This is a genomic window from Rhizobium sp. S163 (assembly GCF_030380805.1).
Classification (GTDB): domain Bacteria; phylum Pseudomonadota; class Alphaproteobacteria; order Rhizobiales; family Rhizobiaceae; genus Rhizobium.
The window spans coordinates 929,020-951,552 of record NZ_JAUDSA010000003.1; the positions used below are offsets into that span (position 1 = coordinate 929,020).

At 58.1% G+C, this 22,533-nt stretch carries 19 protein-coding genes and 2 pseudogenes; 11 read left to right on the plus strand and 10 right to left on the minus strand.

The genetic code is table 11. The annotated features are described in order from the left end of the window. Window positions 1–23: 23 nt before the first annotated feature. From QTL96_RS04810 to QTL96_RS04835, 6 genes and pseudogenes are all read right to left on the minus strand, one after another. Window positions 24–1,406: pseudogene (locus tag QTL96_RS04810) on the minus strand (RecQ family ATP-dependent DNA helicase); the annotation flags it as partial. A gap of 96 nt (window positions 1,407–1,502) precedes the next feature. Further along, entirely contained in the window at window positions 1,503–3,080 is a 1,578-nt protein-coding gene (locus QTL96_RS04815; RefSeq protein WP_289726877.1) for a hypothetical protein, read from the minus strand. Window positions 3,081–3,315: 235 nt separating this feature from the next. Then, window positions 3,316–3,798 (minus strand): hypothetical protein, encoded by a 483-nt coding sequence (locus tag QTL96_RS04820; RefSeq protein ID WP_289726878.1) that lies wholly within the window; start codon window positions 3,796–3,798, stop codon window positions 3,316–3,318. Next, a complete protein-coding gene (locus tag QTL96_RS04825) occupies window positions 3,795–6,188 on the minus strand; it encodes a hypothetical protein (RefSeq protein WP_289726879.1) in 2,394 nt (797 codons plus the stop codon). The genes QTL96_RS04820 and QTL96_RS04825 overlap by 4 nt, the downstream gene beginning before the upstream one ends. Next, on the minus strand, window positions 6,185–8,560 hold the full coding sequence (locus tag QTL96_RS04830; protein ID WP_289726880.1) for a hypothetical protein: 2,376 nt from the start codon (window positions 8,558–8,560) through the stop codon (window positions 6,185–6,187). Before QTL96_RS04830 ends, QTL96_RS04825 begins: the two co-directional genes overlap by 4 nt. 180 nt (window positions 8,561–8,740) lie before the next feature. Further along, window positions 8,741–9,580, minus strand: a complete 840-nt coding sequence (locus tag QTL96_RS04835; RefSeq protein ID WP_289726881.1) for a hypothetical protein — start codon at window positions 9,578–9,580, stop codon at window positions 8,741–8,743. A 663-nt stretch (window positions 9,581–10,243) separates the two neighbouring features. Between QTL96_RS04835 and QTL96_RS04840 the strand changes: the two genes are divergently transcribed. Both QTL96_RS04840 and QTL96_RS04845 read left to right on the plus strand, forming a co-directional pair. Beyond that, the gene (locus QTL96_RS04840) at window positions 10,244–10,711 is read left to right on the plus strand and encodes a hypothetical protein (RefSeq protein ID WP_111562192.1); all 468 of its coding nucleotides are present in this window, start codon (window positions 10,244–10,246) and stop codon (window positions 10,709–10,711) included. A 95-nt stretch (window positions 10,712–10,806) separates the two neighbouring features. Next, window positions 10,807–11,127 (plus strand): hypothetical protein, encoded by a 321-nt coding sequence (locus QTL96_RS04845; protein WP_289726882.1) that lies wholly within the window; start codon window positions 10,807–10,809, stop codon window positions 11,125–11,127. A gap of 22 nt (window positions 11,128–11,149) precedes the next feature. Here the strand turns inward: QTL96_RS04845 and recQ are convergent, their stop codons facing one another. Next, window positions 11,150–12,988, minus strand: coding sequence for a DNA helicase RecQ (recQ, locus tag QTL96_RS04850; protein ID WP_289727173.1), 1,839 nt, complete (start codon window positions 12,986–12,988; stop codon window positions 11,150–11,152). 228 nt (window positions 12,989–13,216) lie between these two features. Continuing rightward, on the minus strand, window positions 13,217–14,080 hold the full coding sequence (locus QTL96_RS04855; RefSeq protein ID WP_289726883.1) for an alpha/beta hydrolase: 864 nt from the start codon (window positions 14,078–14,080) through the stop codon (window positions 13,217–13,219). Window positions 14,081–14,450: 370 nt separating this feature from the next. Here QTL96_RS04855 and QTL96_RS04860 point away from each other — a divergent pair, with 370 nt between their 5' ends. Continuing rightward, on the plus strand, window positions 14,451–14,774 hold the full coding sequence (locus QTL96_RS04860; RefSeq protein ID WP_289726884.1) for a hypothetical protein: 324 nt from the start codon (window positions 14,451–14,453) through the stop codon (window positions 14,772–14,774). Then, the gene (locus QTL96_RS04865) at window positions 14,774–14,881 is read left to right on the plus strand and encodes a DUF6527 family protein (protein WP_289727174.1); all 108 of its coding nucleotides are present in this window, start codon (window positions 14,774–14,776) and stop codon (window positions 14,879–14,881) included. Before QTL96_RS04860 ends, QTL96_RS04865 begins: the two co-directional genes overlap by 1 nt. Here the strand turns inward: QTL96_RS04865 and QTL96_RS04870 are convergent. Then, a complete protein-coding gene (locus QTL96_RS04870) occupies window positions 14,878–16,455 on the minus strand; it encodes an anti-phage dCTP deaminase (protein ID WP_289727175.1) in 1,578 nt (525 codons plus the stop codon). The genes QTL96_RS04865 and QTL96_RS04870 overlap by 4 nt on opposite strands. A gap of 143 nt (window positions 16,456–16,598) precedes the next feature. Here QTL96_RS04870 and QTL96_RS04875 point away from each other — a divergent pair, with 143 nt between their 5' ends. The 3 genes and pseudogenes from QTL96_RS04875 to QTL96_RS04885 all read left to right on the plus strand — a co-directional run bounded on the left by QTL96_RS04875 (window position 16,599) and on the right by QTL96_RS04885 (window position 18,068). Next, window positions 16,599–16,793: a hypothetical protein gene (locus QTL96_RS04875; RefSeq protein WP_289726885.1), complete on the plus strand. Its 195-nt coding sequence runs from the start codon at window positions 16,599–16,601 to the stop codon at window positions 16,791–16,793. Between the two features lie 426 nt (window positions 16,794–17,219). Continuing rightward, window positions 17,220–17,639 (plus strand): annotated as a pseudogene (locus tag QTL96_RS04880) (transposase domain-containing protein); the annotation flags it as partial. A 27-nt stretch (window positions 17,640–17,666) separates the two neighbouring features. Next, window positions 17,667–18,068: a VOC family protein gene (locus QTL96_RS04885; RefSeq protein WP_289726886.1), complete on the plus strand. Its 402-nt coding sequence runs from the start codon at window positions 17,667–17,669 to the stop codon at window positions 18,066–18,068. A gap of 398 nt (window positions 18,069–18,466) precedes the next feature. Here QTL96_RS04885 and QTL96_RS04890 read toward each other — a convergent pair whose 3' ends face one another. Next, window positions 18,467–18,985, minus strand: coding sequence for a peptidoglycan-binding domain-containing protein (locus QTL96_RS04890; RefSeq protein ID WP_289726887.1), 519 nt, complete (start codon window positions 18,983–18,985; stop codon window positions 18,467–18,469). 228 nt (window positions 18,986–19,213) lie between these two features. Between QTL96_RS04890 and QTL96_RS04895 the strand changes: the two genes are divergently transcribed. Genes QTL96_RS04895 through hxsA form a run of 4 tightly spaced genes read left to right on the plus strand, consistent with a single transcriptional unit; the run spans window position 19,214 to window position 22,507 of the window. Then, complete coding sequence (locus tag QTL96_RS04895) at window positions 19,214–19,438, plus strand: hypothetical protein (protein ID WP_289726888.1); 225 nt, start codon at window positions 19,214–19,216, stop codon at window positions 19,436–19,438. Beyond that, complete coding sequence (gene hxsB / locus QTL96_RS04900; RefSeq protein ID WP_289726889.1) at window positions 19,438–20,844, plus strand: His-Xaa-Ser system radical SAM maturase HxsB; 1,407 nt, start codon at window positions 19,438–19,440, stop codon at window positions 20,842–20,844. Before QTL96_RS04895 ends, hxsB begins: the two co-directional genes overlap by 1 nt. Next, window positions 20,841–21,926, plus strand: coding sequence for a His-Xaa-Ser system radical SAM maturase HxsC (gene hxsC, locus QTL96_RS04905; RefSeq protein ID WP_289726890.1), 1,086 nt, complete (start codon window positions 20,841–20,843; stop codon window positions 21,924–21,926). Before hxsB ends, hxsC begins: the two co-directional genes overlap by 4 nt. Then, window positions 21,923–22,507 carry a His-Xaa-Ser repeat protein HxsA gene (gene hxsA, locus QTL96_RS04910; RefSeq protein WP_289726891.1) on the plus strand — a complete coding sequence of 195 codons (585 nt, stop codon included), beginning with the start codon at window positions 21,923–21,925 and terminating at the stop codon, window positions 22,505–22,507. Before hxsC ends, hxsA begins: the two co-directional genes overlap by 4 nt. Window positions 22,508–22,533: the final 26 nt, after the last annotated feature.

Genomic DNA, 22,533 nt, shown 5'->3' on the forward strand with positions numbered 1-22,533 from the left:
ACCAAAGCCAGTCCGTCACCAGATCACCCATCAAACCCCAAAATCACCTCCAGAAACGCATCCCCATATCGCTCCAGCTTCGACTGCCCGACGCCGGAAATGCCGAGCAGTTCCTTGTGCGTGCGTGGCCGTTCGGTGGCAAAGGCGATCAGCGTCGTGTCGGGGAAGACGACATAGGGTGGGACGCTCAGCGAGCGGGCGATCGCGGTGCGCTCGGCGCGCAGCGCCTCGAACAGCGCATCGTCGGAGCCTGAGAGAACCGAGCGCCGCTCGGCTTGCGCCGCCCTCTTCGGCCGCCGTTCGGAGGCCGGGCGGTCCTTGCGGAAGAATACCTCGCGCTCGCGCTTGAAGACGGCGCGCGCGCCCTCCTCCAGCTTCAGCGCGCCGAAAGCGCCGTGGTCGACGCGCACGAGGCCCATCGCCAAGAGCTGGCGGAACACGGATTGCCAGGTGCGCGTGGCGATATCCTTGCCGGCGCCGAAAACCGGCATTTCGGTGTGGCCGAAGCGCTCGGTCTTTTCGTTGACATTGCCGATCAGGACATCGACGACATGGCCCGTGCCGAAGCGCTCGCCCGTGCGATATATCGCCGCCAGCGCCTTGATCGCCGCATCCGTCCCATCCCAGGTCTCGACCGGCTTCAGGCAGGTGTCGCAGCCGCCGCAATTGCCGGCGTGGCTCTCGCCGAAATGCGACAGGATCGCCTGCCGCCGGCACGATGCCGTCTCGCAGATGGCAAGCAGCGCGTTAAGCTTGGAGCGTTCCACGCGCTTGATCTCGTCGGCGGCACCGCCTTCGTCGATCATCCGCCCGCGCTGGATCACGTCAGCCATGCCGTAGGCCATCCACACGTCGGACGGAAGACCGTCGCGCCCGGCACGGCCGGTCTCCTGGTAGTAGGCTTCGACAGACCCCGGCAGGTCGAGATGCGCGACATAGCGCACGTTCGGCTTGTCGATCCCCATGCCGAAGGCGACTGTCGCGACGAGGCAGAGATCCTCTTCCTTCAGGAAGGCATCCTGGTTGGCGTCGCGCACCGCGCGATCCATGCCGGCGTGATAGGCGAGCGCCCGGATACCCTGGCCGTTCAGCCACTCGGCCGTATCCTCGACCTTGGCGCGCGACAGGCAGTAGACGATGCCGCTATTGCCCTTGTGGCCAGCCAGAAACCGCAGAAGCTGCTGGCGCGGCTGGTCGCGCTCGACGATTTCGTAGCTGATATTCGGCCGGTCGAAGCTGGTGGTGAAGATCTTCGCGCCATTGAGGCCCAGGCGCGCCGCGATATCGTCACGCGTATGCGGATCGGCCGTTGCCGTCAGCGCGATGCGGGGAACGCCGGGATAAAGCTCGCCGAGCTTTCCGAGTTCGCGATATTCGGGCCGGAAATCATGGCCCCACTGAGAAACGGCATGTTTTTGGCGTAACAGCCTCTGACATTTTACGGATAGCCCATTCATATCAGAGGCTTATACCGGAATCAATACCTCCGATTTTGACCCCCCTTAAGGATCTTCCCCGCTGGTGATCAATCGGAGGTGGGACGATCGTTCAGGTTGCGGTCTTGCCTTTAGATCGACGTACTTGTCGATCGCCGCGTCGATGACTGTGAAGAACCGTGAATCTTCACAGTCATCGAATGCGTATATGACCCGTTGGAGACGCCGACACGTGTCCTCGCGTAAATTCCAACTCACGCCGATGAGCGCGTGCATCATGTCTTTGCGGGCGTCGAGCGTCGGCTTGTTTCGTTTGAGTTTTTGCCGAAGCTTCGCCCTGTCGAGATAGTATCGCTCCATCGTTCCTGGACTTTTGTGCCCGGCTAGATCCGCCAGGCGGTTGAGTACGGTGTTAGTGATCGCGACATCGCTTCGGTAGCCTGCCGTCGCAAGCTCCTGCGTCCACAGAAGCCAAGCCATCTCAGTAAAATAATACGCGCGAAGCCTGTGGCCGCTACCCGCAATGTCGAGACCATTGAACGCATCTTTGACGATGTCGGCGATACTTTTTGTGGAGAGCCGAGCCCCATCTCTCGTGGAAGAGAGGAAGACCGCATCGTGGTCCAGGTCAATCTTGCCGTCTGCCGTCCAGCGCTCGAACAATGCCTTGCGGACCCTCCATACCCCAATTTCGAGAAGATCTATTAAGAGGTCGATCGGAAACTCGACGGATCTTTCGGGCTTCGCTTTTGTCCGGACGGCCACGTTGATCGTCGTGTAGCCGCGGGCGGCGTGCCTCTCTAGCCCTGTACGAATCTCTGATTGGAGTTGCGGGTCGTCGACCGCATCATTCAGAGGGTTTGACTGAAGGCTCGACCGCCACCTACCGGTCGAAATGTTGACAATCTTCAAGTTCGCCAACGCATCCGCGATTTTTTGCAGTGAGAGACTTGCCGTCTCTTTGGCGCGAAGTCCGGCGCGGGCTTCGCAGCACGCCACGAGCCAGTTTCTTTCCGCTGCGTAGACTTGGAGCGCCTGCTTCCAAGTTCCGTCCAGGGGCTCCATTGCCGCCGCCCTGAGATGTTCAAGGATTCGTTCGACCTGGTCCTCGTCCGGCGTCGGACGATTGGGGGCTTTCCGATCGATCTTGTTCCAGCCGCTCCAACGGGCATGTCCACCAACGCGACGGGTTGTTATCGGAGCGAGGCTATCAGGATGCCCCACGAACTGGAGCATCGGCTCCTCGCCATTGAAGGGCATTGCTTTCCTGATTCGCTGATAGAAGCTGAAAATGTGATCGAGCTTAAGTTCGACCTGAGCCGCTGCCAGTTCGCCTTCTTCTACCCTCTCAGCAAATGTACTACGAAACGACCTCATTACGTCGTCGGTACCGGCCGAAACCCAATCGAGGCCGAGATTCGTAGTATGGCAGAGCCATTCTCGCAGGGAATACGCGTCCGGTCCCATCGAGGACTTCGCCTTGAAAAGCTTGTTTAGCCAACCATAAGCGAAATACCGGAGGAACGGCTCAAAGATCGAGCCATCCATATATCGTATACGGGGGATTCCCGACATGTCATCGTCCCGCCACGTGAAGCCTGCTGGCGTTCGATCCATGATAAAGTCGTTCGGGATGTAGATCATGGATCCGTCTTCCTCTGCACGTCGGTCTGAACCCTGGCTTCGACATGGCCTCGCCCCGTCCGGAGCGGGTCCGCACGTCGTCCAGTTGTGGCCTCGCCTTGAAAGAGAAGTATCGGAACAATGGTCCAGGCATCGTACGTTCCGAGACTGTTATCCGAAGGATTGCCGAGATCGCCCTTCGACCACTCGGGGCCCTTTGCGGTTTGTCCCGCGAACAAATTGCGGCAAACGTTGCTCACGAGCTTGCCCTCCTTTTCTTGCTGGCATCGATCCTGGCTTCAGCGCGGCGAAGTCTGTCTTCAAGAGAAGCCTTCACCGCAATAAGATTGGTGTTCTGAAGTTCGAGCGCCAAAGCCCTGTCCTTCCACATGTCCTTCTCTTCCGCAGGCTTGGCCGTTCTTCCGGCTGCGAGGAGCTTGCGGGCCTCAATCCACTTGGCCATCACCGCCTTGTTGCGGATGCTCCTGGGGTTATCAGGAGCGTCGTCACTCCAACTCCACAGCTTCTTCTTCGCGTCGTGCCATTGGCGAAGCTTGCTTCGGCTCCCTCCTTTCTTGCGCCAGTCGATCCCGGTCGGAACGCCACTGCGCGACCACCGATGCACCTCGGTGACTTTTCGACGGAGCGACGTGTCGATGCGCTTTTTCTGCAGAGCAGGGTCGAGCCTCTTGAACTCGTCCATCGTCATTTCGCGGTCCCAGATTTCGTCGTCGCTCACAGCCCGCCTCCCCGTTGTGCAGGGCCCGCGGCAGCGATATCGGCCTCCAGTTCTGCGAGCAGGTCCGCTCCGTCGTGCTCAAGAGCCGTGGTTGCTGCATGAGTTACAGCGTGACGACGCTGATTTACCTCGCTGCGCAGTGCAAGTTGGCCTTCCTGGAAAGCAGCACCGAAACGGCAACCGATGCAAACCCGATTGCAGGCGAAGTCGTAGTCAGGCATAAGTGCTTCAGGTATGCCGTCCTTCTTCCAAGGCGCCTTGCCCTTCGCCTTCAGCTTCAGGCACTCGGCATCGGCCCGGTGTTCCTCGTCGTGTGGATCGGCAGCGCACCACATATTCGTGCCGATCACCGGCTCCAGAAAGTGGCTCTTTGCGTACTGGATCAACCGCTCTAGCAAAGGGGTCTCGAGCGCGCTCGGGTCGTTGGCTCTCGAACCGATCCGGACGGTTCCCATCGCGCGTTCGGCTATCGCCTGTACATCACTGAACAGAGCCTTGCCCCCTGCCCCGATAACGCTCTCCGTTCCTCGCCACAGTCCCAGCATTTTTTTTACGAACATCTCGCAGCGCGGCTCGTCGAAAGCCTTCTGATGCTCTTTAAGGTAAGATAGCCGCTTATAGGCGCTATCGACCCAGGCTTGGTCTTCCTCAGTCCTGTTTGAGACGGAACTTCGCAAGCGCACCTCGAGCTCAGTCTTCAACCGGTTGATTTCACCCGGCAAGATCATGGTGAAGTAGATCCGTGTCATGTTTGGGTCGTTATGCCGATACATGAGCGAAAGCGCGTCGGGATGGCCGCCAGTCAATCCATAGTAGTACCAAATCCCGTACCCGCGCCGTAGCATATGAATGCTGAGATCCCACCGGTCACGGCCCTCAGGCGGGGCCACCCCCATGAATTCCATGAACTGATCAATGGTCTGATGGAATCGCGACGAATTCAGCCGCTCGGGCTTCTTGGGATCGAATGCGACCTCGAACAGCCATTCTTTTCCAGTCGCCTGGCGGGTGTCGGCAGAAAGCTCTTCGAGTGTGGTTACGACGGTCTTGAGGATCGATGGTACCGGGATATCTACGCGGTCTTGGTCCGTTTTGCCGATATATATTTTCATCGTCATGAGGCCGTTTTCGCCCTCGGTGAGGCAGCCGAAGTGGGCGCTTCGAACACCAATGTCCCGGCGCGCCGCAAAACCGGCGATTAGAATGGCGCAAGCTGCGAATAGATGCCGAACGGCCTCGTCTAGGAGGATCGTTTTAGGGGGCAGTGGTTCTCGCCTGGCTGCGCCCATGTTCCAGATCGGCCAGATGATAAACCCGCCCTTGGGCATAAGCTTGCTGGCACTCCTCATCTCGTTAGCTGGAGTTCCGAGCGAGTCCCGATGACGAGAGTCGTGAAACGTAGCCAGAATGTACTTGGAGTAGCTTGCTACGTACCTCGCTGCCGCGGTCATAGCCCTCATCATGTCCTCTGGAAGAAGCGTATCGGTCCTACCGCCCTCCTTGCGATCGCGGTTCAGGATCGCGTCCAAAGACATCGACTCAAACGGGTTCTGCTCCATCCGATCATGTTCTAGGTCACGCTCCGAGAGCCTGAAGAGGTATTCGAGGATTTCGAGGTAACTGTGCAGATTGCGCCTGCCGTTCGTATCTGACAGAATGTTTTGCGTGCCCTGCATCTTCGAAGTCGGATCATCACCGCGAACGTTGTCGTTCTCGTCCTCGTCCAAAGCGCCGGCATCCAGGCCGGCCGAAGGGTCAGCATCCAGCAGCGCTAACTGGAACGACGGTGACCGTGCAATAGCTGCGACGGTGACGCCGAGCTGCGAGGCGAAGCTGTGGTTGATGACCAAAGCGTCCGAGCTTGTGCGTGCACCCAGCACCAGGTCGAGCCTTTCCTCGATGGGGACGAGCGCCAAGATTCCCCCTTTTGTGAGACGCTTGGAAAAGTCCGAAGCGAAGTCCTCGGGGAGATCTGCGAATGACTTATAGCCTTCCGCGATGCGATAACGCAGCGCCCAGTCGAATTTCCGGGCCATCTGCGCGACATAGGTCGCGTCCAGTCCCCCGTTTCCCCGCACGCCGATGGACAGAGACGTCAATACAAGGATCTTTTTGGTCAAGCGGTCAGCATTCAGCGAGTTGTGCGAGAGAAGGACACCCGGAAAATCAACGGCCGCGTCGAACGAAACGAGATGCTCGACCTCTTTCCGCTTCTTGGCAGGGTCCGCGGTGGCGATAATCCAGCAGTTGTGCGCCAGGTCACGGTTCTTTCCGCGCGACCATCCCGTAGTCGGTCGCTTACCAATAGGAGTGGATGGGCGAGTGGCGACGACGGCTGCCGGGATGGATCTGGCGCCCAGACGCGCCTTGTATGTCGAAAGCTTCATCATTTGATTGCTCCTGAGAGATTGAGGGGGGTGAGAGCGACGAATCCTTGACGCAGATCGTCGTCGAACTTTTCGGTGATGCGATTAAGGAGACGGCTCATTCCTGCGGATTTCAGCTTCGCGAAAATAGCCTTTGTGAATCCCCTCAGGGGTACGCCTATGAGCGACCAGCGGCGCGGGTCAGCAGTCTTTTCCTCGAAATCCAGCGACTTGCTGATCGCAACAAGTGACCGGAGTTGCTCGTCCGATGGCGTGAAGCGGAAGGCAGGTGGTCCAGCGACAGGCGTGGAAACACCGTAGCCGACAGCGCTCGCCACCCCTGACACGCGCGCGAGGTTGTAGAACCAGGTGTGTTCTTCAGGTGCCATCAGGAACTCAAGCGGTTTGCCGACTTCGGCCACGATCAGAGACTGGATGGCATTCTGGAAGAACCGTGTGCTTTGCTCGAGTTCGCGTATAATGTCGGGTGAGTTCAGGTAGACGGGAAGAAGCCCGCCGGTGCCGGCGTGATTGGCGTCCGTTCGCAAGGATTCGACCGTGTCCACCACTCTGAACATCATCTGAAGGTAGGACTTACGGATCAGTTTGAACGTCAGGCCTGGGGTTGCGAGCGGCCCGCTTGCAAATGTCGTCGCTATATCGCGCGTGTTGAGCGAGACGCCGCCGGCCAAAGAAATGCTTTTGAAGAACCGCTCATGAACGCGGCGGTTCTTGGTATAGCCATCAAGAGGCTCCACCAATGGACGTATCAGCTCCAGGGCTACATAGGCGGGGCTCGTGTACCCGACCATCGAACGCTGATCGCAATCCCCCCAGCTCTCTGCCCGTTCAGCTTCCTCCCAAGCAGCGACAGCATCAGCCGCTCTTATCCCGCTGAGTTCGGAATGCTCCAACAGGGTTTGAACCAAGTGTCCAGCGCGATTCTTGAACACTTCCACGAAGGAAGCGCACGCTATGCCAACCTCGTCCATCAGACGAAACTGATACACCTCAGGCAGAATGTCCTCGATCGGTTGGCGGTTCCAACCGGTGTCACAGCAGAACACTATCTTAGCTGCCATGAGCGGGGGATTAGTAGCGCCGATGCAGCAATGCACGAGAGTGACGATTTGCTGGAACTCGAGCGACACGACGTCAGGAACGAGTTCGCCGAGGCCGGCCCTTCGCCATGTCTCCGGCTCTGCCATCAACTCCAAAGACGCGTTTACGGCTATGGAATTCGAGTGGTCACCGTACCTCGAAAACCGGGACTTCCCGGTTCGCTCGAAACTGAGAATTTCCGCTCTCACGACGGTCGAGATCGCCCTGCAAGCCGCCCGCACATCTTCGGGAATGCCGGTAGCGATCCCCAAGCGCAGCGGTTCGGCAGCTTTGAAGAACGACACATGCTTCTGAAGGACGTCCATTGCGGCGTCGCTGATGACCTTCATCGAGACGCGGAGTCTCGCCGCTCCAGTGAGGTTTGCGGTTTCAGGGAAACCGAGATCCGTCACAGACGCGCTGGCTGCGGGAACGTGGGTGAACTTCTTATAGCGCCGCGAGAAATGCGGATAGCTCCGGTTGGGGAGTTCCGACAAATGTTCCAGGAGGTGAGAGCAATTGCGCATCAATCCCGCAACAGTGACTGCGGCGAAGGCTCCTGAACTTTTCATAGCCGTCTCGCACTCGTCGATAACGGACTTGATCGCTGGAGCATCGCACCGTTCCTTGCCGCCTCCGGAAAGCGCACAAAGCAAGGCGTCCGAATAGCTGGTAGGATTCAACCTGATGTATGACATCAGGTAGCGAAATCCGACGATTTTCGTTGTGCCCCTCAGTTCCGTTGCCTCGAAAGCGCGAAAATCATCGCGGAACTGATCACCAAGTATCGATGCGATCTCGTCGACGCTCATCGGTGGGAACGGTGGCTCGACGTCCACGGCTTTCCGCGGCCCCTTTGGGTTTTTTGGTTTGAGAGGTAGGAACTTCGGTAGTTCCGGATAGATCGATGTGTTCAGACCCAGCCACCGGAACAGGGCAACCGCGTTCCTGCCATGCTCCAGAGCGATAGCTTCGGAATAGAGCTCGGACGCCAGCAAACGCTCGTAATTAGCCTTCAGTGCCTGCTGTAGGACGTCTTCGAATTCTTTCCTCTTCGCCGACCACGCGTCCGGCGACTTAAGAAAGAGACGGAGCATGTCGTAGCGGCCGTCATCTTCGATCATCCCGAGCAGCAACCTGGGGGCTAACGCATACTTCGCCCGTTTGTTTTTTGATTTGAGGAACGATGTGTATCCCGTCACTGCCTCGGCCAGATTCGGATACCCTCGTTCGAATTCCTCTACAGTAAGTGCGAGCGAATTCGCGCCCGCGAAACGTTCTTTCGCAGCTTCCATTTGTGTCACCTATGTGTGTTGGTTACCTGAAGTCGTCGGCGCCCTGAAACGGCGTCCTAGGACTCACTGCTTCAGTCCATGCTGGACTTGATCGAAATTTCCAAACTGTCCGCTGGAGTCGTAGCGCCGCGGACGCCAGCGCGGCCGGCGTCCGAGCTGAACCTGATCGGCATGTCGTGGCTACCTCAAGGATTCCCATTCGTTGTCATCGATGCCGAGCCACCCTCCGAAACCTTCCCGTATAACTGCCAATCCTACGCGTTCACCGACGCCTGCGTCCGACAAGACCTCGAGATACCCACGCACACGCTCGTCCAAGGATTCGGGAGCAAGATAGAAGTCCGGAACTGAAGGATTCCCGTGCCCTGCGGCCGCGCAGAGCTCTTTGAAGGTGGCGTGTCCGAACATTTTTGCGAAGAGGTGCCGCCGGCCTTCCTCGATGACGAGTCCTTGCGCATGTATCGCCCTTTTGAAGATGCCGAAGAGACTCTCGACCGTCACAAGATCAAGGAATTCTATTTTCGTATTTGCAACCCTGATGCGCGCCCCATGTATCTTGAGCGGGCTTCGTTCACCCGAGAAATCCCACCAAGATCCGAACGTCACTACCTTCAGCAAGTGCTCGGCTTCGTCGATGGAAAAGTCATTTTCGGCGAGTACGGTCGCATACTGCCGGTAACGTTTCTCCGCCACGTCCCGCTCAACGAGACCATCTGGCTGAGACATGTCTGCCAGGCCGATGCGGGAATATAGCTCCTCGTAGCCGTCGTGCCCGAAAGTACGAGAGACGATTGTTAGCGCGTCGTGATGCGAGATGAGGTCGCCCCAGCTTCGAACTTCTCGCTTCAACTTCTTCGCCAAGCCTTTGACGATGCTGGAATTTCCGAAGTCGACAACGAGACGGGCCGGCGTCCCTGATGAACCGTCCGCGGAATCCAGGGCATATTTTGCAGGCTGGGCGCCCGTCGAGCCGCTTGCACGTGGCGACACCTTGGCGGGCCCTAGCGTGTCGTTCGCCATAGTCAGGGACTCGTCCTCCGGCCCACGGGCGCCGTCCTCGCGGCCTCGACTTGGAGCGGAGGGCGCCGATAGTTCCTCCTGTCCAGGCGGCGGCGCCACATCGAGACGGGGCCGATCCACCCTCGCCTCAATGGGATCTGCTAGAGAAACCGGTTTCATTAAAGTCAGCAGTCTTCGTTTTGAGCTCATCTTCTTTCCTATACAGTCACAGGTTGTCGTTATCGGAGGCGACGGCGTCCGAATGACCATGAAAACTTTTAAGCGGGATCGGGTTTGCAAACGCGGCGAGGCCGCGTTCGAATTGGTTCAGGTCCAACTGATTCGTTTATCTAGCCGAACGACGGGTGTCCAAGTGTGCCGCAGGGCGCATGGACGCGGTTCAATTCGATTGAACGATCGCTCGTTTAGGATAGAATGATGAGACGAATCCGCTATTTAGCCGAAAGACGCAATTACGCATCGGCGGACCGGTGAAAAACACTAGCGGTTTCAGGGGGATGGTGCTAACACATGGGCGTGAGCCTTTCTTAGGTTCTCGTTTTGTCGGGCGGGCTGGTTTCTTGAGGACGGGCCCGCTCGACTCGCTACTGCAACCTATCGGATCTCACGTCCATGAACAATAGGTACTGCACCCCCGGACTAGCATTGTAAGGATTTTTATCGTTGGTCGAAATCGGCGAGCAATTCGAAACCCTTCTTCTCTCCCTGCAGAAACAAATCCTTCAACGGGAGGCGGACTTGTCCAAGTTCCGCGTCCGTGCCGCACAATACTGCGCCGACCAGGAAGCCGAAATTGAAAAGGCTAAGGCGCGGGTGGAAGTGATCCGAGCCGAAATGGGCGAACTGATGAGGGAACCCCTTGTCGACAACCCACTCCCTTCGAGCGAGCACGCCAAGTCTACAGCGGTAACTTCAATGAACGAGTCCGACCGGATAAGAGAAGCGGCCAAGATGATCTTGGCGGAGGCTGGCAAGCCGGTGATGCAGATGGAACTAAAGCGCAAAATGGAATCGAAGGGGATTTATATTCACGCGAAGAACCCTGTCGATCTCATCCGTTCTGCCTTGAGAAGGGACCGTAGTTTCAATCATATTCGTGACAAGGGCTGGACGCTCGCAAGCGACGCCTGAGGAACCGTCCACAGGAAACATCAGGGGCTCCCGACCGAGTTCGTTGACAGTCCGGACTTCGTCCAGGCAGTTTGCATAAAAACGGGGTGCCTGAAATGCTCGAGTTTATTTCCGAAGTCGGCGATCGCCGCGTCCATCATATCGCGTACAGAGATGGACAGTGCATCTGGGAAGGTCCAGATCCTATGACTTTGCTGGATATGCGGGATTACGTGTTCTGGCCCTGTGGCGAGGTCATGCATCTGTGCGATTACCTGCTGAAGCATAGCGACCTGTACCTGACCGCGGAGTGGCAGCTATCTCCCACCACTGGGGTATCAGGCATCACTTTTTTCGACGAAACAGGCGGGCACCTGTATGGTACAATTTTTGTTCTCTTTGAGGGCAGCCCGCTCGAGCAGATACGAAGAGCCTGAGCAAGATCAGGCACCTTCCCTCCTACCGAAGAGCAACCTCCAGAGCGTCGAGGAAGCGCTGGCCGTATCGGTCAAGTTTAGTGGGGCCGACACCGGATATATCGAGCATCTCGCCAAGCGACGCAGGGCGCCTGGTCGCGAACGCCACGAGCGTCGTGTCCGGGAAGATCACGTAAGGCGCGACGCCCAGCTCTCGCGAAATCGACAGGCGTTCTTGGCGGAGTGCCTCGAAAACTTCTCGATCGTCTGCCGAAAGGCCGGAACGGGACGAGTAGTTCGATGTGTCGGCTGTTCGTCTTGCGCCCCGCGTCACGGATCGGTCACGTCTGAGCGTGACGGAAGTTTCCTTCTTGAATACGCCGGCTGCGGACTCCTGCAGCTTCATCGCTCCGAACTGGTCGTGCTCGACGCGGATTAGGTTCAAAGCGAGAAGCTGACGGTATATCGACTGCCAGCTTGCAGCGTTCAACTCCTTGCCTGCTCCGAAGACCGCGAGGTCGACGTGACCGAACCTTTTCGTCTTGTCGGTCACTTTCCCGATGAGGACATCGATGACATGGCCCACGCCGAACCGTTCGCCGGTCCTGTAGATCGCGGCAAGGGCCTTAATCGCAGCGTCGCTCCCGTCCCAGGTCTCGATCGGCTTCGTGCATGTGTCGCAGTTTCCGCAGTTGCCTGGATGCCGTTCGCCGAAGTGCCCAAGGATGGCTTGCCGGCGGCAGGCCGTCGTCTCACAGATGCCGACCAGCGCGTTCAATTTAGCCCGCTCAATTCTCTTAGCCTGATCCGAGGCCTCGCCTTCGTCGATCATCCGCCCTCGTTGAACGATGTCCTGCATGCCAAAGAGCATGAACGCTTCCGACGGAAGCCCGTCACGACCGGCGCGTCCCGTTTCCTGGTAGTAGCTTTCAATGGATGACGGCAGATCGAGATGTGCGACGTACCGAACGTTCGGCTTGTTGATCCCCATTCCAAACGCGACCGTGGCGACCAGACAAAGTCCTTCCTCGAGACGGAAGGCGTCCTGATTGGCCGCCTTGACCGCGGGATCGAGCCGCGCATGGTAGTGCTTCGCTCGGACGCCGTTCTCGTTCAACCACTCGACCGTCTCCTCGACCTTCTTGCGGGAGAGACAGTAAACGATACCGCTTTCGCCTTCGTGTCTCTTCAGGAAATCCAGCAGTTGGGCCCGCGGATTGCTGCGAGGAAGTATTTCGTAGCTGATGTTCTTTCTATCGAAGCTGTCGACATACACCTTGGCGTCCGCAATGTTCAGCAGCTTGACGATGTCCTTCTGCGTATGCGGGTCCGCCGTGGCGGTAAGCGCGACGATCGGAACACCGGGGTACATCTCCTTGAGGCGCCCAAGTGCGAGATAGTCCTTTCGAAAATTATTTCCCCAAAAGCTGATGCAATGCGCTTCGTCCACGGCGATCAAGGACAGCCCGTCCGGTCCGAGCATGGACTGTAGCCCACCGGCCGCGACACGTTCGGGCGTCACGTACAGCAGCTTCATCTCACCGGCGCGAAGACGACGTTTGACTTCCGTCGCTTCGGCGGGAGGCTGCTCCGACCACAGTGCGCCCGCGGCGACGCCCAGTTCCTTCAGCTCCTCTACCTGATCTCGCATGAGAGCAACGAGTGGCGACACGACCACCGCAGTACCGCGCATGCAGAGCGCAGGAAGCTGAAAGCAAAGAGATTTGCCTTTCCCAGTAGGAAACAAGACAAGGGTGTCGCGTCCCGACAGCACATTGGCCACGACCTCTCCCTGCATTCCTCGGAAATCCGGGTATCCCCATACGCCGCGGAGAACGTTCAACGGGTCGGCGGTTGAAGGGACGGCAGGGTCTCGATTCATTTCAAATGCGCTCTGAAGCAATTCACGTTCCCATTTTGGTGAGAGCGATTCGATACCGAACGCTGTGTTCGAACTCTATCACATAGTATCCGCCCGGCCCGCTAGCTCCAAGTCGGAAGTGTTGTAAGGCGGTGCTTAAGAGACGATCATAAGGGCGCACGTGGGTCCTGCAAGGGCGACCGACCAGTTGCGGTTAAAATGCGAGCGTTATACGGCGGTCCCTGTCGTTCACCTGGCTAAGAAGTCGAGGATTGCGCTAGCAAGAGCATCAGGGTTCTCCTCAGCGACATGATGTCCGCTATCGATGCCGAAGCCGCTGACGTCGCTTGCCCAATTCTTCCAGATGGCTACCGGATCGCCATAAATCTGCTCCAGATCGTCCCGGAGAGACCAAAGGCACAACATCGGGCAACTGACCCGGCGGCCGGCGTCGCGGTCTGCCCTGTCATGAACGTGGTCGATTCGAAGTCCCGCTCGGTAGTCCTCGATCATACCGTGGACCGTCGCAGGACGATGAATGGCCGCGAGGACGTCCGTATATGCCTCCTCTCCCATGAGATCGGGCGAAAGCTTATCGTACCAACCTTCCGGGTCGGCGGAAATGACACGCTCCGGCTTGTCGGGCTGCGCAAAGAAAAACCAGTGATACCAGTCTCGGGCAAATTCCCAGTCTGCTCGCTCGAGGTGCTCCAACACCGGCAGACAGTCCACGAGGATCAATCTGCGAACCGCCTGGGGATAGTTCATTGCCATCCTGAACGCCGTGAGGCTTCCTCGATCGTGTCCGACGAGAAAGAACTCAGCATGGCCCAGTAAGCCCATCATTTCGACCAGAGCTGACGCCTTTGCTTCCTTGGACGAGTGAACGCTATTGGGATCGTCGGGCGGTACATATGACTCTCCAAAGCCCGGAAGATCGGGGCAAACAACGGTGAAGAACGGCGCCAGCAGGTCGGCCACCTTTCCCCATGTCATGTGCGTGCGGGGGTGGCCGTGGAGTAAGAGAACAGGCGGCCCCTCGCCTCCGACGCGTAGCCGAATGTCGCCGCCAGCGACACGGATTGTCCGAAGTTCAAATTCTTGGAACGTCATCTTATTCCTCTGGGGACGTACCGACGGTCGCAGCCGACCTCGGCCGATCGTGGGCTAATGAAGCGAAGCGGACGTCGGGGCGTTCACGCGCGCCACCCATCTTTCGGATCGATGCCCGTTGTTAAAACTCGATGGCGGCCGAGCGAAGAGTCAGCAGCGACGCCTGGTCGTCCTGTCGGACTTCTTCGTAACCGTAACAGGCCGTAACGAACATCGACATGATACGAAGTCTTCGTCTCGTTTGGCCACGTTATTATCCTCCGGACATTTTTAATTCTCGCTAAACAGCGCTCCCGGCCAGCGAGTTCCATTTAGACGGAACCACGATATCCAGTTGACGTTAGGTGGGATCGCACATGAGGAATATCGCATGAAGACGCTTGCCTTGACCGTCGCCGTAACCCTCGCGGCAACCCCGTCGTTTGGAATTTCGCGGCTAAACCCGCTCGCAATGTCATGCGATCAGGCCCGCTCCGCTGTCCATAGTCAGGGCGCCGTCATCTTTCGCTGGACATCGCCCCGCGGACTTCCGCTTTACGATCGCTTCGTCCGCAACAGCCGTCTGTGCGACGCCAACGAGTATGCCGAATGGCGAAACATCCCGACGCGAGACGACAAGACGTGCCCTGTACTCAACTGTCAGAATATTGACAATCTCGATGGCACCTTCATCGTCCCTGATAACTCTCTTTAATTTCACCTCAGGCCGACCGGCCCACGCTTCATCCTTCGGTGTGGCGGAACTCCGGCTGCCGGTCTCACTTCTGGGTGAGACGCGGGAGGATCGCATGGTGCGATTAGGTCTGGATAGGATGCGAGCTCGTATCGGAGACGACTTCAGTCGGGGACGCAGCCGCATGTTCAGCGGCCAGCCGTTCTCCAAAGGCGAGGATCTCCTTAACGACGAGGGAAATCGCAGGCTCTTCATTTGCGATATATGAGGCGCTGCGATCTTCGATACGCGGAGCGGGCTTTCCCGACGCCCAATCCTGCGCCCTGCCGGCCGAATCCTTGCGCTTCTTCTTCTCGAAAATGTCGCGGTATCGCCGAGGCGAAATCCCGATGAACGGCTCGAACAAAACCTTTTCATTCTCCTCGGCGCCGGAGAATGTGATCGAATCCTCGTGCAAGTCCTTGGCATGACTCTTCGGATAAGGCTCCAGAAAGACGACCTTCCTGACGCCTGACGAAACGATGTGCTTCGCGCACATGTGGCACGGGAAAGTCGTCGTGAACAGGATCGAATCCTGCAACGACTTGCCTTTCCGGGCTGCATCCGTGATTGCCGACATCTCGGCGTGGATGATCCTGCCGAACTCGATGATGTCCATCACCCTCGAGTCGGAAATGAGCTTCTCTGCCAGGAGTGTTTCCACCTGCGCATATGTGCTTCCCACCGACTTGAGCTTGTCGGAGAGGAAGTCGAGCTTGCCCAGACGTTCCACCAGGTCGTAGAGCAGTCGAAGTTTCCGGGCATGATTGCCATCCTCGCCCTCCTCGAAGTCTCGATGTGGATCGATGTCGGGATCGTCACACCAGTACGTGCCGCCGAAAGGCTTGGGCACCTCGTTGCATCCGAGGGTGATCACTTCGCCCTGCGGCGAGAAGATTGCGGCTCCGATCTGCCGCGAGAGGTCGAGCGAACGAAGCGAAGCGCCGGCGGCGGCATACATTCCGTATTCTCGTTTGGTAGGCGACAATCCGTTGTGACCGAAGAAGGCGTTGATGAACCTGTCGACGACCTCTTTCGTCTCCTCACCCGGTCCGCCAGGCACGAAGACGTCGCCAAGGTGGAAGACGTCAGAAACCCTTTGTCCGTAGTCCTCGCCGACTTCATTATTGTCACGCTCGATCAGATCGATCGCGGTCTTCTCGGCGTCGGAATCTTCGACAAGGCTCGTGCGATATTGCTTAATTTTCTTGATCAGCAGGCGGCGTCGTTCATCCGCGTCTGAGAAGACGGAAACCTGGATGAACTTTCGCCCATATACCGCCCGCAGGAGGCTAATTTCCTCCTCTCGCTTGAACTGACGAAGTATGAAAGCTCGGTTGAGAAGCGGCCGGTCGCGCGCGTCCTTCGCGTCGAGGCCTTCTTCGCGGAGTTCCTCGCGGAGGCGACGGATTTCGCTGATCGCCAAGCATGCAAGCGCAGCGGGGTTGCCAACCTCCCGACGTACGCGATCAGCGTTTTCGATGAGCGAATTGTAACGCTCGCCGTAGCTGCCGTCCTGAACCTTGAGATCGGGAAGAAGGTCACCCATCACAGAAGTTATGTGGATAACGCTCGATTGGTAGTCGACATCGGCGAGCGCACTCTTCAGATGAGCGACGATTGCGTCCATGTCGACCCCGATCGGGCCGACTAGACCTATCACCAGTTCTGGATTGTCAACGATAGCACTTGCGTTCAAGTTACACCTTAAGCGGAACTTAACGACCCTAAGGCGATTATGGATTTCGCGAGGTCATTAATAAATGTATGTTCGAGTCGGGTTTTTCCCTCAGGAGGATACAGATCATGGATACGAAAACTGTCAAGAGCGATACAGTTTCTAGTAGAACCAGAGGTCAGCAGCTTTGGTCGATCATGACCGACGCCGCGCAGAATGTCCTGGAGCGTCCGGAGAGCCAACGAGGTCCCTACGTGATCCCCGACAGCGATCTCACGATAGCGAAACAGGCCGGAAGCCGGTCGAAATCAGCCCGCACCTAGATCAGACGTTCTTGCGGTCGACGCATTTCACCGGGTAACGTGTGAGCGAGGTGTGCTTTCAGATGCTGATGGAGATAGGGCCGAAATTCCTCATACGATAGATACGGCAGCGTCTCGTGCTGTGGCATGTAGGTGTAATCGAAACTCTCTGGGGCAATCGCACCATCTGCAATAGGGCGTTGTATGATGATAGAATTTGTAGGCCAAGACCTGAGCGGCCTCCGCGATATACTACCTTGGAGGTCCTCACAGAGACGGCGGCGCCAAAGAAACCGACGGTTGAGGCCGCCCGCGCGCCGAGATCGTCGTTGGTCCATTCACCATCCGTCTTGAGGAAGGTGCGTCTGCTGCCCGGATCGCTGCCATCGCCCGCGCTCTCGCGGCGGCGACATGATCCTTCCGTCGAACCGCGTCAGGATCATGGTGGCGACCATCATGAGCCGCCAGGGCATCGATCACGACCGATCAACGCTGGCTGACTGGGTCGGTCGGGCGTTCGAATGCGTCCCGTCTTCGATGCACTGATTGCCGACCTAAAACGCTCAACCAGGCTGTTCATGGACGAAACCCGTGTCCCGGTTCCCGCAAAACAAAGACCGGATACTTCGGGGCGCTGGCGCGTGATCATCGCCCATGGGGTGGCAGTGAGTGGACAATCAGGCCGATTGCTCTCAATCGGAAGGAGCGGAGAACTGGGCAGCTATCGCCTCGCTCGTTGAGAGTTGCAGACTCAATTCCGCCGATCCGCTGACCTATTTGACTGCGACGCTCACCGCCATTGTGAACGGCCACAAGCAGAGCCGGATTGAAGAGTTACTGCCTTGGAAAAGCTTTGCCTGTGTATGATTCTGCCCCAGCAGGATGAGGTTTAAGATGTTCAGCCACGTAATGATTGGCGCAAATAACGTTGAAGCTATGGTAGCCTTCTACGATGCAGTGCTTGGCACCTTAGGATTAGCTCGTGATCCCGTTGAGGCGGCCGATAGCCAGGCCGGTTTTATCTGGCAGCGGTGCGGAAAACGATGGCCCCAGTTTGCTCTAAGGCGTCCGTTCGACGGCCGAACCGCAACTGCGGGTAACGGCGTACAAGTCAGTTTTGCCGCAGCATCGCGGCAGCACGTCGTCGCGGCTTGGCAAACGGCGATTGATCATGGAGGATCGAATGAAGGCGAACCCGCCGTCCGTCCGCAATACCGTGATGACTTTTTCGCTGCCTATTGTCGTGATCCCGAGGGAAACAAGCTGTGCTTCGTTCATGCACATGACATGCCATAAATCGTCGTGTGTGACAGCCTAATGAGGCGATACCTCTCATCTGTGACGGGGACACCGCTTGCCATCTGCTGGTATGCTGACGCCGAATGTATTTGTACGGTTTCCAACGCGAGTTTTAACGAGCTTGCTTTCTGGGCGATCTAGCGCACCGCGTCGTCGATCTTGTCCACCCGGAGCTTGTTCAAGCGCCTGTCAGGATCTCCAACTAGGTGCCCGATTTCGTGCAGCGAGCATCATGCGTCGTAACCAAACTCGCTCGTTGTGACCCTCCTCGTTGACAATGGTAGCTCGGCTGTCTCCGTTCCACCAGCAAATCGTCTTGAAAGCTTGTTCTTCACTAACGGGACCGCAAGCTTGGTTTCCAGCGGTCCCACAGGGGCCCACGAAGGATTCCCGCATCACCGGCGACCTGACCGTGTCCGCCCGGTGGCTGCCTTTTTCTTTGGCCTGGCTTTGAACGCCACGATCGCGATCACAGCGATGATAAGGCCGAACACTTTCGCGACGCCCGATCCATTCCTTGCTTCGCTCCGACCCGTATCGTCGGTCCAACTGTTCATCGCAGGCTGGATAGGTGCTGTCGCTACGTCAGGCGATGGGCCCGCAGTTTCCGACGTCACAACGGCCGGAGGCATATCTGGCGTGTCGGCTATTGTCGTGACGGGTGTCGCCGAGACGATATCGGGGAAGAGTGCATGAAGTGATGCTTGATCGACCACCCCGCTGGGATTCAGGCCCTTTGATCGCTGAAAGGCCTTCAAGGCGGCGATCGACTTCGGCCCCCAGATGCCGTCCGGCGTCCCGGCATCGAATCCGTCTCCCGACAGCGTTTGCTGAACCTGCGGTACCGGCTTTATCTCGGCTCGAGCGGGCATGCCGAAGCACAGCCCGACGAGACCCGTCGCCACCGCGATCATGCATGTTCTATCGTAGCGCAAGGTTGCACCTGCTTGTCGTCAAAGTCGGGCCAGCATACACGCGGACGCTCAACCGCCAATAGTCGTCTTTACGGGCGAGCCTCAGTTTGTCGAATTCGGTAAAAAAGTTCAAAAAAGTCACAAAACAACTTGGGCGGTTAATTTCTTGGTGGCATTGTGGCCCGCATAGTTGCCAGAGCCTGATTTGCCCCGTCAGAAGACACCATTATGATTATAAAGGTCCAACCGGTCTTCGCGCCGTATCTTGACGAAGCTATAGTTCGATTTTCCTACCTCCATCCAGGCGTCGAGATCGCGATCGAGGGCGACGGAGTGTCCCTGGACGGCGATGGCCCTGAGCTGCTGGCCGCGTTTCAGCACACCCTCTATCGACAGAAGATCTATCGCGAAACCGAAGGCATTCGCCTCCGCATGCTTGAGAGCCTGCTGTGATGGACGTCATGCCGTTGAAGTTCCGACCGACCCCCTCCGGCCGCTTCCTCTTTTGTGACGACGCCGGCGGTTTCTTCGAGGCACCGCAGGAATTCCTGGAGCGATATGCCGAAGGACGCCTCACTGGCGACGACGAGCGGTTTCTTGAAAGCAACGGCCATGGTTTCGGCCGTCCCGGAGATCTCCGCTTTCAAGCATTCGGCTACAGATGGGCGCGACGCCTCCACGTCCCGACGCAGCTCGACTACGTCATTCTCGTTCCCACCCTCCGGTGCAATCTTGCATGCTCGTACTGCCAGGTCAGCCGCGTAAACGAAAGTACGCCGGGGCACGACTGGGACCGTCGCACGTTGCAGGCAGTCATCCACTGGCTGGACGGTCTGCACACAGAGAAGATCAAGATCGAATTCCAAGGCGGCGAACCTCTCCTGCGCCTCGACGTGTTGCAGGAAATCCGTGAATTTGCCCGCCAACGGTTCGCGACGGCGGAGTTCGTCGTATGTACCAACCTGCAGGACGTGAACGAAGGCGCTTGGGAATTCCTCTCCAGCGTCGACACCTTCATTAGCACCTCGCTCGACCCGACCGTCGCTTTACACAAACGAAATCGCACAGGCACGGAAGGTCTCACAGCGCGCTTCCTGGCGAACCTCGACAAGGCCCAAGACCTCTGTCCAGGCCGCGTTTCCGCGCTGCCGACCTTCGATCCGGACGCGCTGCCCGATCCGGAAGCCGTCGTCGCCACCTACGCCTCGCACGGACTTCAATCCTTGTTCCTCAGGCCGGTGAACCATCAGGGATTTGCTCGCAAGCGCTTCCGCACGCGCGACGTCGGCTCCGCATGGAACGACTACGTCAGGCGTTTCATCTTCGCGCTTATCGAGCACAACGCGGCGTCCTCGACGCCAATGGAAGAGTTCTACTTCTCCCACTGTCTTCGTCGCGTGCTGCTTAGCGGCCACGATGGACATGTCGATCTGCGAAATCCTAACACGCTCGGCACGAGCTACCTGGTCGTCGATCACGACGGATCCTTCTACCCGACCGACGAAGCCAGGATGATGGGCCGGCTCGGACAAATCGACCTGCGGATGGGCAACGTCCACGAAGGTTTCGACCCTGCGATCGCCAAAGCAATGAACGCCGAATCCTTGAACACCTTCGACGCCGACTGCATCCACTGCCCCTATCAGGCGTTCTGCGGTATCGATCTTATCGACGACCTGTCGCGGTACGGCCGCATCGACATGCCGCGTCATGAGACGGATTTCTGCAAGAGGCACCTCGGCATATTCGACCTCGTTTTCGAGCTGATCTATTCCGAGGATGAAAAGGTGAGGAAGTCGGTTGCCCTATGGGCCGGGCTCGAACGCCTCGAACCTGAACTTCTGCGGGTGCACTCATGATACAGCTTCGCATCCCGGTTCAGCCCTTCCCGGCGGTCGAACCCCTCGTCGTGCGCCTTCGCGAGACGGACGATGCTCTGGGGCCGCACGACGCCGTTTTAAAGCGCGTCGACGGCGATCGTAGAGAGTACGACTTCCAGGGTTTCGCTCTCGAGCTCGACGCACCTGCGCATGTTAACCTCGCCGACGATGTCATCCTTGTCGCTCCCGGCCAGGAGAGCGCGCGGCGTCTCATCCGAGCCGACTCCCGCCACAATACGCTTCTGGTGACAGAACAGTGCGACCAGCTCTGCCTGATGTGCTCGCAGCCGCCGAAGAAACACCACGTCGATCTTTTCAGCGAACTGAAGATTGCGGCATCGCTGGCGCCGCCTTCCGCGTATATCGGCATTTCAGGCGGCGAGCCCCTTCTTCACAAGCGTCAACTGTTCGAGATGCTCGCCGAGGTGGCCGCGATGCGGCCCGATCTCACCTTCCACGTCCTAACGAACGGCCAGCATTTCGACGACGATGACGTCCCTGCGTTGAAGCGCATCGGCGTCGACAAAGTGCTATGGGGGATACCGCTCTATTCCGGCGACGCCTCCCTCCACGACGCGATCGTGCAGAAGGATGGCGCCTTCGAAAGGCTGCTCGAATCCTTCAGCATCCTTTCCCGTGCAGGTTCCGCGGTGGAGCTCAGGACGGTGATTCTCGAGCAGAACTACGCATCGATGCCGGATCTCGCCTGGTTCGTCGGAACCACCCTTCCCTTCGTCGAAAGGTGGGCGATCATGCAGTTGGAGAGCATCGGCTTCGGCCGCATGAACTGGAGCCGGATCTTCAAGGACACTTCGATCGACTTCGGGACGATAGCACGAGCGATCAACATCGCGTCGACGAAGGGCGTCTCCGTCCAGCTCTATAATTTTCCGCTCTGTTCGATACCGGAAGCCTACCGCGGACGCGCGCCGGCGGCCATTTCCGACTGGAAGAACAAGTTCGAATCCTTCTGCGCCCAGTGCTCCAGCATGCCGCGCTGCGGAGGGTTTTTCGAATGGTACGATCACTCCAAAGGATTCAAGAAACTGGGGCCGATATGAAGCGACGCGTTTTTCTCATTCCATCACTCTTGGCCGCCGGCTTCCTGCCCGTGAAGGCCGACGCTATGCCGGCCTCGGGAGTGACGAAGAAGCCGGACCCGCAATCCGTGTTCGAACGCCTCAAGCTGCGCCACGTGTATTCGCTCGCGGGACATCGCTCTCATTCGAGCCACAGCTCTCATAGCTCGCACAGCAGTCACAGCTCCGGGAGTGGCGGTGGATATCTTCCACGCACCACCTACTCCGCTCCTTCTTATGATCCGGCGCCTGCACCGCCACCGGCACCCCTTTACACGGCGCCGACCTATACCGCGCCCGCGGTGCAAAATCCGGTCCCGTCGGCTCCGAGTGCTGTCGCACCGGCTAAGGTGCTTCCAGGAAATTCTGCGAAGTTCAGGCAGATCGTCATTCTGGTTCAGTCGGGCCTGACCGCCTACGGTTACTATGCAGGATCGCTCACGGGCGTCGTCGACGAAGATACGCGCGCTGCGCTCTCTCAGATGCAGAGGGATAACAATCTTAAGGTCACCGGGACGATCACCACTGAAGTCCTCACCGCTTTCGGCATCGAAGCGCGCTGACGTCCGCGCCTGATTGTGGAAATCTG